Source organism: Nostoc sp. (assembly GCF_041747015.1).
Taxonomy (GTDB): Bacteria; Cyanobacteriota; Cyanobacteriia; order Cyanobacteriales; family Nostocaceae; genus Nostoc.
Window position 1 is genome coordinate 1 of record NZ_JBGTFY010000333.1, and the last position, 17,550, is coordinate 17,550.

The following is a 17,550-nucleotide window of genomic DNA, read 5'->3' on the forward strand; positions in this document are numbered from 1 at the left end:
AATGCCATCATGTCCCTTGAGGGTGCGGATTTCCTTTCCTGTCTCTAGATTCCAGAGTTTGATCGTCTTGTCCTCACTGCCAGAAGCCAATGTCTTGCCGTCGGCGCTAAAACTGACGCTATAGACAATGCCATCATGTCCCTTGAGGGTGCGGATTTCCTTTCCTGTCTCTAGATTCCAGAGTTTGATCGTCTTGTCCTCACTGCCAGAAGCCAATGTCTTGCCGTCGGCGCTAAAACTGACGCTAAAGACAAAGCCATCATGTCCCTTGTTCGCGTAGCGTTCCGAAGGAAGGGTGCGGATTTCCTTTCCTGTCTCTAGATTCCAGAGTTTGATCGTCTTGTCCTTACTGCCAGAAGCCAATGTCTTGCCGTCGGCGCTAAAACTGACGCTAAAAACATAGCCATCATGTCCTTTGAGGGTGCGGATTTCCTTTCCTGTCTCTAGATTCCAGAGTTTGATCGTGCTGTCCCAACTGCTAGAAGCCAAAGTCTTGCCGTCGGCGCTAAAACTGACGCTATAGACAGGGCCATCATGTCCTTGCAAGCGGTTGCGTTCTCTTACTGGAAAACTAACTACCTGCAAAGCATTCATTACCTCTGGGTTAGTTGTATGTTGGCTTTGCAGAATTTTTCCCGCCTTGATTGCTTGGACAAAAGCCTCTAAAGTCTTTATTTTCATTCAATAGAGACAAAGAATATCGACCAAGAGATTCGGCTTGATTGAGTTCCGATTGGTTTTTCTGATTCCATGCCGTGAAACCCAATCCACCGCTAATTACCATCGCTACCAAAGAACCAGCCGCAATCCCCCAGGCGGTTCTGATTTCGCGCTTTCTGCGAGCTGCTTCGGCTTGCTTGAGGCGCTGTTGTTCTTGAATACTCTGCTCAATAAATTCTTTCTCATCAATTAAGTCTTCTGGGCGTTCTTTCAGTTTTTCTTCTGCCTCCGCCAAAGCTGCACCACGCAATAATGACCCCGAATCTCGATTTGTTGCTTCCCATTGTCCCTTTGCTCCCCGCAGTCGCTCTTGCCAAGCTCTAAAAACGCGGCTTGTATTCATCCATTCTCGCAATTCTCCCCAATTACGAATCAGAGCTTCATGAACTACCTCCACCGTTTCTTGACTGCTGAGATTGCGACTTGTCACCACCAACCGAGCATCAGCTAATTTTTTTACCAAAGACCAGCTTTGCTCCCCCAATTCCGCTTTCATCGCTATGCGTCTGGTATCTTCTGCTCCCTCACCCGGACGTACCAATTGAATAAAAATCCGCCGGACTTTTTCTTTCTCATCATCAGTCAAGTTGCCATATTTCTCATCAGCATGGCGCGTTAACGCACCTTCTACTTGACCAATTTCTTCATAAATTTTGTGAGTTAATAGTTTACCCGATCGCTTGTTCCACAACTCTGTTAATGCAAACTCTAGCAAAGGTAAATTTCCCGGTTGGTCTTCCACATCATCCAGAATGCGTTCTACCAGTCCTGTTTCAAATGTCACCCCTAATTTTTGGGCAGGTTTTTCAATGACTTCTGTTAGTTCCTCCCGATTCATCGGCCCCAGTTTCAAGTCAGCATTTTGCAAGACATCAGCAAAAGGACGATAGGAGAGAGCATTTCCCAAAAAATCTGCCCGCATCGTTGTCACCAACACCGTAGCCGATGAAGACAGAGAAACAGGAGTTTCTAGACTGGCTAATAAGCAGTCGAGAAACTTACGGCGAATTTCCTGATTGTTACAGAGTGTGTAAATTTCTTCAAATTGGTCAGCAATCAGTAGCACCCGATGATTAGGGTGATTTTGCCGAATTTTAGCAAAAACGTCCGAGAGAACAACAGAGCCATCTTGCAAGTAACCAGCCATCTTTCGGGCTTGGGCAATTTGGTCAGTTTGATCTAAATCAGGTGTATAAAGAGGAACAAGAGCTAAAGCGATCGCATGGAAAGGATCAGAACCAGGACGAAAGTGAGTAAACTGCCAATGACCCGCTTTTTGCAATTTAGGGACTAATCCAGCTAATACCACCGAAGATTTACCGCTTCCTGATGCACCTAGCACCGGAATAAAATTATTGGTTTTAGTTGCACTATAAAGTTCTTCTATAAATATTTCCCGCCCAAAGAAAAACTCAGCATCATTGGGGCCAAAATGAAACAAACCCTGATAAGGACAAGGCAGATATTCATCAACAGCGATCGCAAAATCAACAGGTTTTACTTCTTCCCTAGAGTAGAAGTAGTTGTAGATAATGTTTCCTTCACCAACTACAGCACCTTTGACTTCATTTTGAAACGTTGAATTGTATTTAGAACTCTCTTCAGCCATCTAGATACTCCAGTGGCTTCTAGCCAAATTTATTTTCCTGTTTGTTGCGATCGCCAACCTGAATCCCCTTCACTTCTCCTTGAAACACTGTGTTATACTTACCTGCTGCTGACTCTTCAGGCTTTTCCTGTTTCAGTAACTCCTGAGCAGCCTTAATAATTTCCGCATCTTGATCAACACCAGCTTCAGCTAATTTCTTTTTAAGTGGTGCTTCATAAGTTTCAGGATCTGTTTCGTGTTCTTCCAGAACCATTTGGGCTTTTGGTTCACTTTCAAACTTCTTCTTAATCAGCGTTTTCAATCCCTGATAGGCATCTTTAACGGCTGTTCCTGCGGTATCTTTAGCAGCAGCGATCGCACCAGCGCCTAAAGCTGCAATAATTAGAGAAATAGGTTCCATACTTGATCCTTAACAATTTGTAATAGTAAAAATACTTATCTTTAAGACTTATATTATCACAGGCTGGGCAACTGAGTTACTTGCAATGTGAGTTTGATAAACCTCTGTGCGATCGCTCTCAGATGCAGAGTTGACTTTATGACGAGAATAAAAAAAGGAGCAGCAAGCTTTGATGTCTAATTAAAATCTCTGTTGCAAAACTTAATTACGAATTAGTTTAACTGTCCCCAGTCGCTATTCAAAACAGGAAATCCAAAATTGCTAAATCCAAAATCTCAAAAGGTTTTTATTACAGGGGGGACGGGTTTTATTGGCGCCCACTTGGTACGCTTGTTGTTGCAGCAGGGTTACACAGTTAAAGCACTGGTACGCCATAGCAGCAACCTGGGGAATCTGCGCGGGTTGGAGGTAGAAATTGTTAAAGGTGATTTGAACGATCCAAATCTCTGGCGACAGATGGTAGATTGTCAATACCTATTTCATGTCGCAGCTCATTATTCTTTGTGGCAATCAGATAAGGAATTACTCTATCTTCACAATGTTATCGGTACGCGCAATGTGTTGGCAGCAGCTAGCAAAGCCGGGATTGAGCGCACCGTTTACACCAGTTCGGTGGCAGCAATTGGCGTAGGATCGCCTGGTCAAGTTGTGGATGAAACACATCAGAGTCCCTTAGACGAGTTGGTGGGTAACTACAAAAAATCAAAGTTTCTGGCTGAACAAGCAGCTATGGAAGCCGCTAATTCAGGTCAAGAGGTAGTTATAGTTAATCCCAGCAGCCCAATTGGATCTTTAGACATCAAACCTACCCCCACAGGTGATATAATCTTACGGTTTTTACAGCGGCAAATGCCCTTTTACTTAGATACTGGTTTGAATTTTATCGATGTGCGGGATGTGGCATGGGGGCATTTACTGGCCTTGCAGCGAGGTAAATCAGGCGATCGCTATATCTTAGGACACCAAAACCTGACTCTCAAGCAACTACTCGAAGAACTCGCCGATATCACAGGTCTCTCAGCACCTCAAGGAACTGTACCCGCTTGGTTGCCCCTTAGTGTTGCCTGGGTTGATGAAAAGATTCTCGCACCCCTGGGAAAATTGCCCTCAGTGCCATTGGATGGCGTTCGGATGGCGAAACAACCTATGTATTACGATGCGGCAAAGGCTGTACGAGAGTTGGGTTTACCTCAATCTTCGCTGAAGGCGGCACTTAAGGATGCTGTGGATTGGTTTGTTGCTCAGGGATATGTTAAATGATAAATATAGGGATTCTCTTTGGGATGCAACACCCATTGATCCGTCCCCTCCCTGCACAGCTACGGTGTACACACAAGTATCTTGATCGGCACCTTTGTTGCAGCGACTGACACCTTTGTTGCAGCGACTGACATCTTTGTTGCATCGACCGACATCTTTGTTTCATCGACCGACATCTTTGTTGCATCGACTGACATCTTTGTTGCAGCGACCGACATCTTTGTTGCAGCGATCGGCAAAAATTAATCTACCCTACGTTATGTAATAATTTTAAAACAATACGCTTGGGTTAAGGCTTAACTCTTTGTAAAATTTAATTTTTTTAACGAACCGCAAAGGACGCAAAGGAAGAGAAAGAAGAAAAGGAAGAAATGCTTAACTGAACTGTATTGAATATCTAAAAAACCTGTGTACGTAGGACTGCGGAAAGGCGAGTGTTTGCGTGTAGGGTGCATTTATTGCAGTAATAGGTAGTAGGTGAGACAAGTACAATAACTGTGGTGTTTTTATATCTACAAGAGGAGCGATCGCAACAATGGCAGTTAATCTACAACAAGCTATGGATATTGGGAAGTATCTTGTTACTCAGCGTTTGAAAGGACGTAAACGCTTCCCTTTAGTATTGATGTTGGAACCTCTTTTTCGGTGCAATCTCGCTTGTACTGGTTGTGGTAAAATCCAGCATCCAGCGGAAATATTAAAGCAAAATCTGACCCCGAAACAGTGCTTTGCCGCAGTGGAAGAGTGTGGCGCACCTGTCGTTTCAATTCCTGGGGGAGAACCTCTGCTACATCCCCAAATTGATGAAATTGTTCGGGGATTAATTGAGCGCAAGAAATATATTTACTTGTGTACCAATGGTTTGTTGTTAGAAAAGAGCTTAGATAAGTTTCAGCCTTCCCCTTACTTGACTTTTAGTGTGCATCTAGACGGGATGCGGGAGTTGCACGATCATTGTGTCGATCGCAAAGGCGTTTTTGATATTGCTGTCAAAGCTATTCGCGCCGCTAAAGCTAAAGGCTTTCGTGTCACCACTAACACTACTATTTTTGAGGGTACTCAACCCAAAGATATGCAAGAGTTCTTCGACTTTCTGGAAACACTAAATACTGACGGGATGATGATTTCTCCCGGTTACAGTTATGAATGGGCACCAGATCAAGATCATTTTCTCCACCGCGAACAAACCCGCGCTCTCTTCCGGGAAATTCTGGCTCCATACAAAACTGGTGAAAAAAACTGGAACTTCAATCATAATCCACTGTTCTTAGATTTTCTGACTGGTGAAAAAGACTACGAATGCACACCTTGGGGTAGCCCTAGTTATAGCGTTCTCGGTTGGCAAAAACCTTGCTATCTTCTGAACGAAGGTTATTACTCTACCTTCAAGGAATTATTAGGAGAAACTGACTGGAGTCAATATGGCCAGAAGAGTGGTAATCCCAAGTGTGCCGATTGTATGGTTCACTGCGGCTATGAACCCACCGCCGCAATGGATGCGATGCAGCCGCAAAATATGGCGCGTGCCCTTGGCAGTGTATTTGGCAGGAGCTAGGCAGGGGGCAGAAGAAAATGGGAAGTTGAAAATTGTTAGCTTCTTATCTTGTACGGTGCGTTATGCCTATGGCTAATACCAATTCACGAAAATCTTGATACATATAGATTTTTCGTAGGGGTTTAGCAGTGCTAAACCCTTACCCACGCATTTGTAACTTTATCAAAGTGAAATGATATAACGCACTCTATTGGTATGGCACTTTAACTTACAGAATTAATATAGAAAGATCGCTTACGAGTATCAAAGACTTGTCCACGAACTATTCATTACCCTTTAAATGCCATCCAACCACCTACCCACAGCCCAGTGTAAAAGCGAATTACATTGCTAAAACCTGCTTGGTGGAGTAATTCTAAAATTTTCCCTTCTGAGAGTGGATAAACCCCGTTGTTGAAGTTTTCCATGAATTGCTTCTGCTTATCTACAGGAAATCCAGTTTCTTGCCAATAGGCGTGAACTGTAGCAATGATTGTATCTAATTCAGGACTTCCTTTTGTACCATAAACATCAATTAAAATAAACACTGCTGATGTTTTTAAACGTTGAGCAATACCTTTTAGGAAAGCAAGTTTACTATCTTCATCTGGGATAAAGTGCATCACTAAAATACTGGTTGCTGCATCATAGACTGGATCAGTTGGTAAATCTTGAACATATCCTTGAATAATTTTAATACGTTGAGATAGTTGATGTTGAGCTATTTTTTGCTCTGCGATCGCCAGCATTTTTGCTGAAGGATCAACACCCAAAAGCTGCCACTGAGGATTACTTTGCCCCAAGCGAACTAACTCCACCCCTCCACCAGCACCGACAACTAATAAATTTGCTGTTTCCGGTAAATAGGAGCGCAAACAAGCTAGCACAAAAGTATGCATTATTTCATAACCGGGCAACGCGAGGCTTGCCGTTTGCTCGTATTCATCTGCCACAACAGGTGGATTAGTATCGAAATCGATGATTTCCTGTGACATACTTTTCTAACTCTATTTAATCTGGGAAATTATATCATTTTGCAAATAGCGCTTCCAGCCCTGCATAAGGTTTTAAGGCACGATTTATCATTCTTTGGGTGCATTTTTATTTGGAGATGTCTATTGCCTAAGTCACAGATTAGTGACCATGCGATCGCTAGCCCATAGAATAAGGGTTAAAATTTTAGCTGCTCTAAATTAAATGCGGCTATTTCACCCTAAAGTTATTCATTGACATCATATCCGCTATATAAATTTCCTGAAACTTATTCAAGATTTTTACAAAAACTTCTTAAATTTAGGTAAAAATCAGTAGAAGTTGCCCTTAACTGGAAGCACTAGTATAAAACCGCAATGCAAACCGCCAAAACCAGGTGGAAACGAAGAATAGCACAACTGCCAGTATTGCCGCACCTATCAACCAACTAATTTCACTTCGACCCAGCATCACTTCGGCTGGTACAGTACTTAAAAAAGCCACTGGCATCACAAAGGTGAAGAAAAAGCGGTAAGTAGGGGGATATGCTGCAATTGGATAGCGTCCAGCTTCTAATAAACCCCGCAGTACTTCAGTAACGTTGTATATTTTTACGAACCAGATACTCAGCGAACCCAGTATAAACCACAGGCTGTATAGAATCACCAAGCCGCAAAACAACGGCACTAGACTAACTAGATAGTTGTCTATTCTGATGCCAAGGCGTTTACCTGCGTAGCCAATAATCATGCTACCAAAAACTAGATCCGGCACTCCCCAAGGTGAAAGGGTATGGGTGGAAAGCCAAAACTGACTGCGAATAGGTTTCAATAATACAAAGTCTAATGTGCCTTCTTGGACATGGCGGACAATGCGATTTAAGTTTGGCGCCAGAAAAGTGGCAGAAAACCCTTGCAGCAAGGTAAAAATTCCCAGAACTACTAAAGCTGCTTCCCATGACCAGCCACTAAAGCTGTAGCCAGTACGGTAAAATAAGAATAGTCCAAAGAGGCTGCCGACAAGATTGCCCAAGCTACTAACGGTAGCTATGAGGAAGTTGATGCGATACTCCAACTCAGATGCGATCGCAGTACTCCAAAATAGTCTCAGTACTTTCAAATATCTTTGCATCTTGCACCCATGACCTAATATAGGAATCCTACTTGAGTTTTGAACAAATTCCGTACATCTGAAGGGTGGTAAAATCAAAAGTAGTGTGCCGAATAAACCACTCAACATCCTTCATAGTTCAGCCGCAATCCGTCAATTCCATGTTGCTCGTAGGCTTGCTTCCAAGCTGTTATTGACCCTTGTAAGTAGATTTGCCCAACTTACCGACTAATGCCAATAAAGCGATCGCATAAGGTAGCATGACTAAAAATTGGTAAGGTATATTTGCCCCTAAAGCCTGAATTCGCAGTTGTAAAGCTTCTGTAGCCCCAAACAGTAAACAAGCCAAAGCAGTACCAAAAGGATGCCATCTGCCAAAAATTAATGCAGCGATCGCAATAAATCCTTTACCAGCACTCATCCCCTCGGCAAAAAATCTAACCTGTACCAGAGTTAAATAAGCACCTCCTAAACTCCCAAGAGAGCCACTAATCACCACTGCAATATAACGGACAAATGGTACCGAAATACCAGCCGTTTCAGCAGCTTTAGGAGATTCTCCCACTGCCCGCAATGTCAATCCAAAGCTAGTTTTAAATAAAATATATCTAGTTAAAATCACTAATATAAATAATAAATATACTAAAAAATCTGATTGAAATAGTAGCGGTCCAATTAGAGGAATATTAGCTAAACCAGGAATAATAATTGCCCCGATTCCAGGTAACTGCTGTGTACTACTGCCATTAAACACTAACCGGGCTAAAAACGATGTTAGCCCAGCTGCGACAAGATTAATTGCTAGCCCAGACACTAATTGATCAACACGCAAAGTCACACACAAAACAGCATGGAGTAGTCCGACTAATCCCCCAGCAATCAAGGATGCAAGGATACCAAGCCAGGGATTATTGGTGGAAAAAGTAGCCACAGCGCTAATAAAAGCACCTGTAAGCAACATTCCTTCTAAGGCGATATTTAACACTCCCGATCGTTCCGAGTACAATCCGCCAAGGGCTGCAAATGCTAAGGGGACGGCTAGACGTAAAGTAGCTACCAAGTAATCAGAGAAAAAGTTGAGATTATTCATAGAGTTATTTTTAAACGCAGAGGAAAGCGCAAAGTTTCGCAGAGTTTTCTGGGTTAAACTTTGGAGCCTCTCTTGGTTTTGACTCTGATATCTCTTTCGACTGCGAGACTGATAGCAATAAACAACACCATAAAGCCTTGAATCGCGTAAACTACAGTTACCGGCACACCTGCACCACGCTGCATCACATTCGCACCACTGCGAAGCGCCGCAAAAAACAAAGAAGTCAATACTACACCGACAACACTACCACGACTTAAAAAAGCGATCGCAATGGCATCAAACCCATAACCGGGTGAGACTTGTTCAAATAGCCGATATTTCAACCCCATCACCTCACAACTTCCAGCCAACCCAGCTAAACCACCCGCAGCAGCCATTACCAGCATAATGGTACGTTCAACAGATATGTGGGCATAACGGGCGGCAATCGGGTTAAATCCCACTGCCGTAATTTGATAACCTAAAGGCGATCGCACTAACAATACCCATAAAATACCTGCGGCAATTAAACCGAATAAAATCCCAGCATGGGCGAGGCTTTGGGGTAATATAATCGGCAATCGGGCTGTTTTGGCAATTAATGGCGAATAAGGACTAGGCGCGCCTGCTGCCATTAATGGATTTTGGACTAGGTAGCTAATTAAATTCACGGCGATATAGTTGAGCAACAAGGTAGTAATTACCTCATTCACTCCGCGCATGGCTTTGAGATAACCAGGAATCCCACCCCAAACTGCACCAAAGAAAAATCCTGCCAAAAGTGCTAAGGGGATATGAATCATCGCAGGTAATCCTTGCACGTATAACCCAATTAAAGTACTTCCCAACGCACCCAGATAAATTTGTCCTTCCCCACCGATATTAAATTGCCCAGCCCGCAACGCCACTAACACGCCTAAACTGGTGAACAATAGCGGTGTCATTTTTGTAAGGGTGTTACCAAATCCAAAGTAGGTAGAGAGAGATTCTTGAAATAAGATGCTGTATGCAGTGATGGGATTTGCCCCAGCAATTAACATGAGGATAGCACCGACGATGAGGGCACAGGCGATGGCAATTAGCGGTGATAGAATTGGTAACAGGAATTTCATCTAACACCACCAGCCATCAACAAACCAATTTCTTCCATCTTTGCCGTGGCTGCATCCAAAATAGCCACAAACTCACCTCTGTAGATTACGGCAATGCGATCGCTCATTGTGATCACTTCTTCTAAGTCAGTAGAAATATACAAAATAGCGGCACCGCGATCGCGTTCTGCTAATATCCGAGAATGGACGCCTGCTGTCGCTCCTACATCTAACCCCCTTGTGGGCTGCATGGCGATAATTAAAGCTGGTGCTTGGGCTAATTCTCGCGCTAACACCACTTTTTGTTGATTTCCTCCCGAAAGCTGACTTACCTTGATATCAATCCCATTCGCCCGAATGTCAAACTCTTGCATCGCAGCTTGGGCATGATTAGCGATCGCTTCTTGTTGTAACAAAAAACGGCGACAAAATGGCAGATATTTAAAAGCTTTTAAAATCAAGTTTTGGGCGATGCTAAATTGCAACACCAATCCCATTGTCTGCCTATCTTCTGGAATGTAGCCTACTGAGGAATGTTTGGGCGTAAACTCGATTTTACCCTGCTTAATAGTCCGCACAAGAGCGATCGCATCAGCTAATTCTCGCTGTCCATTGCCATCGACACCAGCAATTCCTAAAATTTCTCCCGCCCGCAGTTCAAAAGATATATTATTGACAGCAGGAATATTTCTTTCATCAGCAACTTGTAAATTTTGCACAGATAGGATTATTTCTCCTGGTAATGTAGCACTTTTATTTAACTGTAAAGCTACCTCCCGTCCTACCATTAATGTTGCTAACTGCTGAGGTGTCGCCGCTGAAGTTGATGTTGTTGCTACTACCTTCCCCTGGCGCAAAACTGTTACTGAATCACAGAGATTCATTACCTCTTCTAATTTATGACTGATAAAAATAATTGTATTGCCTGCGGCTGCCAATTGGCGCAAGATAGCAATTAATGATTCTACTTCTGGCGGGGTCAAAACTGCTGTAGGTTCATCAAGGATCAACAACTTTGCTCGACGGTAGAGAACTTTGAGAATTTCTACCCGTTGTTGTGCCCCAACAGATAAATTTTCAACTTTGGCAGTGGGGTCAATTTCTAACTTATAAGCTTGGGATAATGCGGCGATTTCTTGCTGTTTATCTTGTAAATTCAGCCGCCAAATTTTCTTTGTCCCTAATATGATATTTTCTGTAACAGTCAATTTTGGTATAAGCATGAAGTGTTGGTGAATCATACCAATACCTAGTTTAATTGCCTCATTTGGTGAGGTAATTTTTATTGGTTTTTCTTGGAGGTAAATTTCACCAGCATCAGGTTGATAGAGTCCATTAATAATATTCATTAAAGTACTCTTCCCTGCACCATTTTCGCCTAGTATTGCATGAATGCTTCCAGATGCGACAGAGAGATTGATATTGTCGTTAGCAATAAAAGACCCAAAGCGTTTGGTAATATTGTTTAAGCGTAAATAGTTCATATTCACAGAACTGATAGCTCGTAGTCAGGACTTTTATCCTCAATATCTGGGCTAAAGTCAGGGCTATTTCATTCTCATTTAGCCCGCCTTAGAATGAATTCTGAGTCTAATAGCACTCATTCGTCTAAAGACGACTGAGACTCATGTTATAGTCCATTTTAACGGATTTTAGCTATAAGAAAAGGAACTTTAGTTTTGGGCGGTTTATGCCTAGAATGAAATAGCCCTGGGGCTAAAGTCCTCATTACAAAAGTTTTTTAATATAGTCTGCTAAACCTATGTTATTGCTTTCTTCACGCAGCGCGTATCCTTACCAGCCTCTTTGCAGTCTTCAAAAACAATTTTTTTATTAACAACTTCTTGCTTTGCATTCAATACCTTTTGCTTTACTGCCTCCGGGATGATTGCCCCGAATTTTCCTAAAAATAAGATATCTGTTCTTTCTAGCCCAATTGTATATATTTGTCCTTTTATTTGTTTTTGTTTGGCTAATTCTGCTATATAAGCTATGGCTAAATCTAAGCGTTTGACAGCGCTGGTTAAGACAGCTTTTGGCGCAATTTCTAATTGATCCTTGGTGTTACCAAAAGCATATACTCCTTTTTCACCTGCTGTTTGTAAAACTGCGGCTGAAGAATTATCTAGCCATTGATAGATGACATCAGCACCAGAAGAAATTAATGCCAGAGTCGCTTCCTTGGCTTTGGCAACATCATTCCAATCACCTGTAAAAGTAGAAGTAATTTGGATATTTGGTTTAACAGACTTTGCCCCTAATTCAAATCCCCGTAGTTCTCCCTCGGTAGCAGCAAACTTCTCCCCAGCAATATAAGCTAATTTATTAGATTTTGTGATATAAGCACCGATAATGCCACATAAATAACTAGCTTGTATGTGATCTATTCGTAAAGAAGCAATATTCTCACCTTTGAGATTACCATTTACTCCCACAAAAAATGTGTTGGGGAACTGTGAGGCGACTTGTTCAATTGCGGCATCAAATTGTCCTCCATGCGCGAAGATGAGATTGTAGCCTTTACGAGCAAAATCTGTTAATACTTCTGTTTGATCTGCTTGTGCTACTTTTTCTACATAGGCGGTTTGGGCACTTAGCTTTTGTTTTGCTAGATTGATTCCTTCATAACCAGATTGATTCCAGCCTTTATCGGTAATCATTCCAGGGAGAGCGATCGCTATTTTAAACCCTTCAGTACCACCCGTTGTTGTCGCTGTTGGTGTCGTCGGCTGATTACTGCAAGCTTGCACCACTAAGCTGGTAGCAAACGCGGCTGAACCAAACAAGATAAATCGCCGACTAAAGTTTGTTGTCATACCTCGCCTTCAGATAGATAGTTATTTTAGTTATTTCAACACTCTAAAGTCGTAGGTGGTCTTTTGGAAACAATTCCTCCCGGATTTCTCAATCAAGGCACAAAAACGTTTTTTCTCGGACAAGTTATCCTTTGAATAAAACTAAACTGTTCAGTCTAGTCATTATCTCATTTTTCTGATGCAGAGTATGTACTCTACTCTGTGGTTGACTCACATCTTGCACCTAACGATTAAAATCGCGGCTACCAGAACAAAGCCTGGGGACCCAGGCTTCAAAACCCTTGATTTCTCTTATTCCGCCCAGGCGGACTTTGTATAGCCGAGCCAGTGCTTCAAGTGGTTTGGCCTTGGTGCAAGATGACAGACTTTTTGTAAAAGTAGCTTGATTTACTCAATTGCCTGTGCAATACTCCTAAGTTAACAACTGTATTACAGTATCTCGATCGGAATACTGTATTTTAAAAAGGAAAGGGATCATGCAGCTACTATGGTTTATCCCAACCCACGGTGACGGGCGCTACCTTGGAACAGCTACAGGCGGGCGGGCAGTTAGCTTTCCTTATTTACGACAAATTGCTCAAGCAGTAGATGACCTTGGTTATACAGGGGCATTACTACCGACAGGGCGTTCTTGCGAAGATGCCTGGATTGTGGCATCAACTCTAGTATCGCTGACTCGACAAATGCGTTTTCTGGTGGCGGTGCGTCCTGGATTGGTATCGCCGGGAGTGGCAGCACGGATGGCGGCGACCTTTGATCGCCTTTCTGGTGGGCGTTTACTGATTAACGTAGTAACAGGCGGTGATCCGATAGAGTTAGCGGGAGATGGCTTGCACCTGAGTCACGATCGCCGCTATGAGTTGACAGATGAGTTTTTGACAGTGTGGCGGCAAATTGTCGCAGGTGAGGAAATCAATTTTACAGGTGAACACCTGAACATTCAGGGTGGTAAACTCCTGTTTCCCCCCATTCAGAAACCCTATCCGCCCTTATGGTTTGGGGGTTCCTCTGCGATCGCCCAGCGTGTCGCAGCTAAACACGTAGATGTGTACCTAACTTGGGGTGAGCCACCAGATCAGGTTGCCGAAAAAATTACCTCAGTTCGCAGACTTGCTTTATCCGAGGGACGGACATTGCAGTTTGGCATTCGGATGCATCTAATTGTCCGGGAAACTGAGAGTGAAGCTTGGGATGCAGCAAATCAACTGATTCGGTATGTGGATGAAAAAGCGATCGCTAATGCCCAAAAAGCATACTCGCGGATGGATTCCGTTGGGCAAAGTCGCATGACTCAACTGCATAAAGGTAGTCGGGAAGCCTTGGAAATTAGTCCAAATTTGTGGTCAGGGGTCGGTTTAGTGCGAGGTGGAGCGGGAACTGCTTTAGTCGGCGATGCTCATACTGTCGCTAAAAGAATCTTGGAATACGCTTCTTTGGGTGTTGATAGCTTTATTCTCTCTGGTTATCCTCACTTAGAAGAAGCTTATCGAGTGGCAGAATTGTTATTCCCACATCTGCCATTGGAGAATCTTCCGACAATCGAACAACAGCACGTATTAAGTCCATTTGGCGAAATTGTTGCCAATCAAGATTTTCCAGAGCAGCAACCGATCACAGTTGATTAATATTATTAGGAGATTTTGACATGACTCATATCGTAGCGATCGCTGGTAGTCCATCTCATCCTTCTAGAACCTACGGCATTTTAGAATACGCTGCCAAGCTTTTACAACAACAAGGCTTGAATGTTGACATTATTTCAGTTCGTGATTTTCCGGCTGAAGACTTGGTTTTTGGACGATATGATAGCCCGGCTTTAGAACAGCCAAAAGCTTTATTAGCAAAGGCTGATGGTGTGATTATTGCCACCCCAATTTACAAAGCTGCTTACACAGGCGTACTCAAAGCATTTTTGGATTTGCTGCCACAAAAAGCATTGTCAGGAAAAGTCGTACTACCAATCGCCACTGGTGGGACAATCGCTCATTTATTAGCAGTTGAGTATGCCCTGAAGCCGATCTTGTCTGAGTTAGGCGCACGGCACATACTAGCCAGTATTTATGAGGTAGATAAACAGATTCAACAGCAAACCGATGGTAGTTTGCAGCTTGATGAGGACATTGAGCAAAGGCTCAACGATGCTCTCAAAGAGTTTGTCAAAGCTGTGAAATATTCTCCTGTAGAGTCTCCAGAATTAGCTCATGCGAATTAAGTAACTAAATACAAAAAAAGGTGCAAATCATGGTGGATATTAAGTTTGCATATTGGGTTCCTAATGTCAGTGGTGGATTGGTTGTCAGCAAAATTCCTCAACGCACAGATTGGACATTTGATTATAATGCCCAACTCGCTCAAACTGCCGAACAGGTAGGCTTTGACTATGCCTTAGCACAAGCTCGATTTATTGCCAGCTACGGTGCTGAGTACCAACTAGAGGCACTGACTACAGTTGCAGCTTTAGCACCTGTAACCGAACGGCTGAAATTGATTGCCGCAGTTCATCCAGGATTATGGCATCCGGGTGTAGTTGCCAAGATGGGGGCGACAATTGATTTTATTTCTCAAGGTCGCTTTGCTCTAAATGTTGTCAGTGGATGGTTTAAAGGTGAATTCACAATTTATGGTGAACCCTGGTTAGACCATGATGAACGATATCGCAGATCCGAGGAGTTCATTCGCGTACTCAAAGGTATGTGGACAGAAGAAGAGTTCCACTTTCGGGGAGACTTTTACCGCATCAACGGCGGTTGGGTGAAGCCTAAACCAATTCATCAGAACCCACATCCCGAAATCTTTCAAGGTGGTAACTCCAAAGCTGTACGACGGATGGCAGCGCGGGTATCTGACTGGTATTTTATGAATGGCAACACCATCGAAGGTGTGCGCGAACAAATTCAGGAAGTTTCTGCTCTAGCGGCTGAGGAAGGGCGGAAAGTCAAGTTTGGACTAAATGCCTTTATCATCGTGCGAGACACCGAAAAAGAAGCTCATGACATATTGCGAGAGATTATTGCTCAAGCGGATAAAGAAGCTGTTGCAGGTTTTGGCGAAGCTGTAAAACAAGCAGGATCTTCAACTCGTGAGAAAGAGGGAATGTGGGCAAACTCTAATTTTGAAGACTTGGTGCAATATAACGATGGCTTTAAGTCAGGTTTGATTGGCACAGCAGACCAAGTTGCCGATCGCATTCGCCAATTCTATGAAGTCGGCGTGGATTTGATTCTGGGTGGATTCTTGCATTACAGCGATGATTTACCAGCTTTTGGTCGCACGGTAATTCCTTTAGTACGGGAAATTGAATCGCGTCGTCGCACATCTGAAGAGTTAGTGACGGCTTAAACATCTGCTAACACTGCGATTGAGATAACTTTGTTAACGAAGTATATACCTGTGTAAATTACGCAACAAAAACAAAGGTAAGGTAACACATGACGACTGTAATTAATACGACTACTGAACAAAAAGCTCATGTAATTGGTGACGATACTGAAGCGATCGCCATCGCCCATCAATTAGCTGCTGAATTTGTCAAAGGAGATTCCGAACGAGACAGAGAAGGAAAGATACCTGTTGATGAGGTGAATAGATACTCTCAAAGTGGGCTGTGGGGAATCACAGTTCCCAAAGAGTATGGCGGTGCTTTCGTATCGAATGTCACTTTGGCCGAAGTAACCAAAATCATCTCGGAAGCTGATTCGAGTTTGGGACAAATACCCCAAAATCATTGGTATATTTTGGAATCGCTTCGATTGGATGGCACGGAAGAACAAAAACGTTTTTTCTTTAACCTAGTATTGCAAGGTAAGCGATTTGGTAACGCTTTCTCTGAAATTGGTACTAAATCAGTAACCGACGTGCAGACACGCCTAGAAAAGTCTGGAGATGGATACGTTCTCAACGGACGAAAATTCTATTCTAGCGGTGCATTGGTGGCTGATTGGATTCCAGTCATTGCTCGTAATGATGACGATAAAACAGTGATTGCTCTGGTAGAACGCGGTACACCAGGCTTAAATGTCATTGACGATTGGAGCAGTTTTGGGCAGCGTACCACTGCTAGCGGCACTACGATTATTGAGAATGTGGAAGTCTCCGCAGACCATGTGATTCCTCACTTCTTAGCCTTTGAGCGTCCAACGACCCAAGGCCCGATCGCCCAAATTATTCAAGCAGCCGTAGATGTCGGTATTGCCAAAGCAGCGTTGAGAGATACAATCCACTATGTTCACAACTATGCTCGTCCCTGGATTGATGTTGAATTGGAGCATGGTTACGAAGATCCATTGACTATCTACAACGTTGGGAACGTAGTTATCCAAGTTCATGCAGCCGAAGCACTGCTGCGTCGTTCGGGTGAGTATATTGATCGAGCGATCGCAGATTCAACCGATACGAGTGTGGCAGAAGCTTCGATTGCTGTGGCTGAAGCGAAAGCACTGGCTGCGGAAGCTGCGATTTTAACAACTAACAAGCTGTTTGAATTGGCTGGTACAAAGTCTACCTTGCGGCAGTATAACTTAGACCGCCACTGGCGCAACGCTCGGACTCATACTCTACACGACCCCGTTCGCTGGAAATACTACGCCGTTGGTAATTTCTACTTGAATGGTGTTAACCCACCGCGTCATCCTTGGCTGTAAGCATTTGAGCGACTAAGTACAGTTTTGCGTAAAAGCGTAGCGTTTTTAATGCAGGGTATTGCCAAATTTAATACGTTACGAATTAATAAAAAACCCCCACCCACAGGGGGATGGAGTTTTTGGGCATAGGGAATGGGGCATGGGGAAGAAGTTACCAATGCCCAATGGCCAATGCTCTGGATATACAGGGTAAGCGCATCTCAAACCCTATTGACACGGTAGTTTTGGGGTTCACCCAAAGCACAAATAAGTTCAAAATTACTACACTGAGCCAAGGGGTGGGATTGACATTTTCGTCTTTATATGGTCAAAAACATAAAAAGCTA

Annotated in this window: 14 protein-coding genes and 1 pseudogene; 7 read left to right on the forward strand and 8 right to left on the reverse strand. The window is 43.3% G+C overall.

The genetic code is table 11. From position 1 onward, the window contains the following. Window positions 1-2,329 (reverse strand): annotated as a pseudogene (locus ACEW80_RS26905) (WD40 repeat domain-containing protein); the annotation flags it as partial. A gap of 19 nt (window positions 2,330-2,348) precedes the next feature. Then, complete coding sequence (locus ACEW80_RS26910; RefSeq protein WP_373529537.1) at window positions 2,349-2,729, reverse strand: hypothetical protein; 381 nt, start codon at window positions 2,727-2,729, stop codon at window positions 2,349-2,351. A 258-nt stretch (window positions 2,730-2,987) separates the two neighbouring features. Here ACEW80_RS26910 and hpnA point away from each other — a divergent pair, with 258 nt between their 5' ends. The 3 genes from hpnA to hpnH all read left to right on the forward strand — a co-directional run bounded on the left by hpnA (window position 2,988) and on the right by hpnH (window position 5,544). Further along, window positions 2,988-3,989: a hopanoid-associated sugar epimerase gene (hpnA, locus tag ACEW80_RS26915; protein ID WP_373529538.1), complete on the forward strand. Its 1,002-nt coding sequence runs from the start codon at window positions 2,988-2,990 to the stop codon at window positions 3,987-3,989. 94 nt (window positions 3,990-4,083) lie between these two features. Beyond that, window positions 4,084-4,254 carry a hypothetical protein gene (locus ACEW80_RS26920; protein WP_373529539.1) on the forward strand — a complete coding sequence of 57 codons (171 nt, stop codon included), beginning with the start codon at window positions 4,084-4,086 and terminating at the stop codon, window positions 4,252-4,254. A gap of 270 nt (window positions 4,255-4,524) precedes the next feature. Continuing rightward, on the forward strand, window positions 4,525-5,544 hold the full coding sequence (gene hpnH / locus ACEW80_RS26925; protein ID WP_373529540.1) for an adenosyl-hopene transferase HpnH: 1,020 nt from the start codon (window positions 4,525-4,527) through the stop codon (window positions 5,542-5,544). 269 nt (window positions 5,545-5,813) lie between these two features. Here hpnH and ACEW80_RS26930 read toward each other — a convergent pair whose 3' ends face one another. The 6 genes from ACEW80_RS26930 to ACEW80_RS26955 all read right to left on the reverse strand — a co-directional run bounded on the left by ACEW80_RS26930 (window position 5,814) and on the right by ACEW80_RS26955 (window position 12,584). Then, the gene (locus ACEW80_RS26930; protein WP_373529541.1) at window positions 5,814-6,518 is read right to left on the reverse strand and encodes a class I SAM-dependent methyltransferase; all 705 of its coding nucleotides are present in this window, start codon (window positions 6,516-6,518) and stop codon (window positions 5,814-5,816) included. A gap of 325 nt (window positions 6,519-6,843) precedes the next feature. After that, window positions 6,844-7,626: an ABC transporter permease gene (locus ACEW80_RS26935; protein WP_373529542.1), complete on the reverse strand. Its 783-nt coding sequence runs from the start codon at window positions 7,624-7,626 to the stop codon at window positions 6,844-6,846. 169 nt (window positions 7,627-7,795) lie between these two features. Beyond that, a complete protein-coding gene (locus tag ACEW80_RS26940) occupies window positions 7,796-8,695 on the reverse strand; it encodes an ABC transporter permease (protein ID WP_373529543.1) in 900 nt (299 codons plus the stop codon). Window positions 8,696-8,748: 53 nt separating this feature from the next. Beyond that, window positions 8,749-9,789 carry an ABC transporter permease gene (locus ACEW80_RS26945; protein WP_373529544.1) on the reverse strand — a complete coding sequence of 347 codons (1,041 nt, stop codon included), beginning with the start codon at window positions 9,787-9,789 and terminating at the stop codon, window positions 8,749-8,751. Then, a complete protein-coding gene (locus tag ACEW80_RS26950; protein WP_373529545.1) occupies window positions 9,786-11,252 on the reverse strand; it encodes an ABC transporter ATP-binding protein in 1,467 nt (488 codons plus the stop codon). The genes ACEW80_RS26945 and ACEW80_RS26950 overlap by 4 nt, the downstream gene beginning before the upstream one ends. 276 nt (window positions 11,253-11,528) lie before the next feature. Continuing rightward, window positions 11,529-12,584 carry a BMP family protein gene (locus ACEW80_RS26955; protein ID WP_373529546.1) on the reverse strand — a complete coding sequence of 352 codons (1,056 nt, stop codon included), beginning with the start codon at window positions 12,582-12,584 and terminating at the stop codon, window positions 11,529-11,531. A 476-nt stretch (window positions 12,585-13,060) separates the two neighbouring features. Here ACEW80_RS26955 and ssuD point away from each other — a divergent pair, with 476 nt between their 5' ends. The 4 genes from ssuD (at window position 13,061) to ACEW80_RS26975 (ending at window position 17,224) form a co-directional block, all read left to right on the forward strand. Next, window positions 13,061-14,209, forward strand: a complete 1,149-nt coding sequence (gene ssuD / locus ACEW80_RS26960; protein WP_373529547.1) for an FMNH2-dependent alkanesulfonate monooxygenase — start codon at window positions 13,061-13,063, stop codon at window positions 14,207-14,209. A 20-nt stretch (window positions 14,210-14,229) separates the two neighbouring features. After that, window positions 14,230-14,796, forward strand: a complete 567-nt coding sequence (gene ssuE / locus ACEW80_RS26965; RefSeq protein ID WP_373529548.1) for an NADPH-dependent FMN reductase — start codon at window positions 14,230-14,232, stop codon at window positions 14,794-14,796. Between the two features lie 29 nt (window positions 14,797-14,825). Beyond that, window positions 14,826-15,923: a dimethylsulfone monooxygenase SfnG gene (gene sfnG, locus ACEW80_RS26970; RefSeq protein WP_373529549.1), complete on the forward strand. Its 1,098-nt coding sequence runs from the start codon at window positions 14,826-14,828 to the stop codon at window positions 15,921-15,923. Window positions 15,924-16,012: 89 nt separating this feature from the next. Continuing rightward, complete coding sequence (locus ACEW80_RS26975) at window positions 16,013-17,224, forward strand: SfnB family sulfur acquisition oxidoreductase (RefSeq protein ID WP_373529550.1); 1,212 nt, start codon at window positions 16,013-16,015, stop codon at window positions 17,222-17,224. Window positions 17,225-17,550 lie beyond the last annotated feature (326 nt).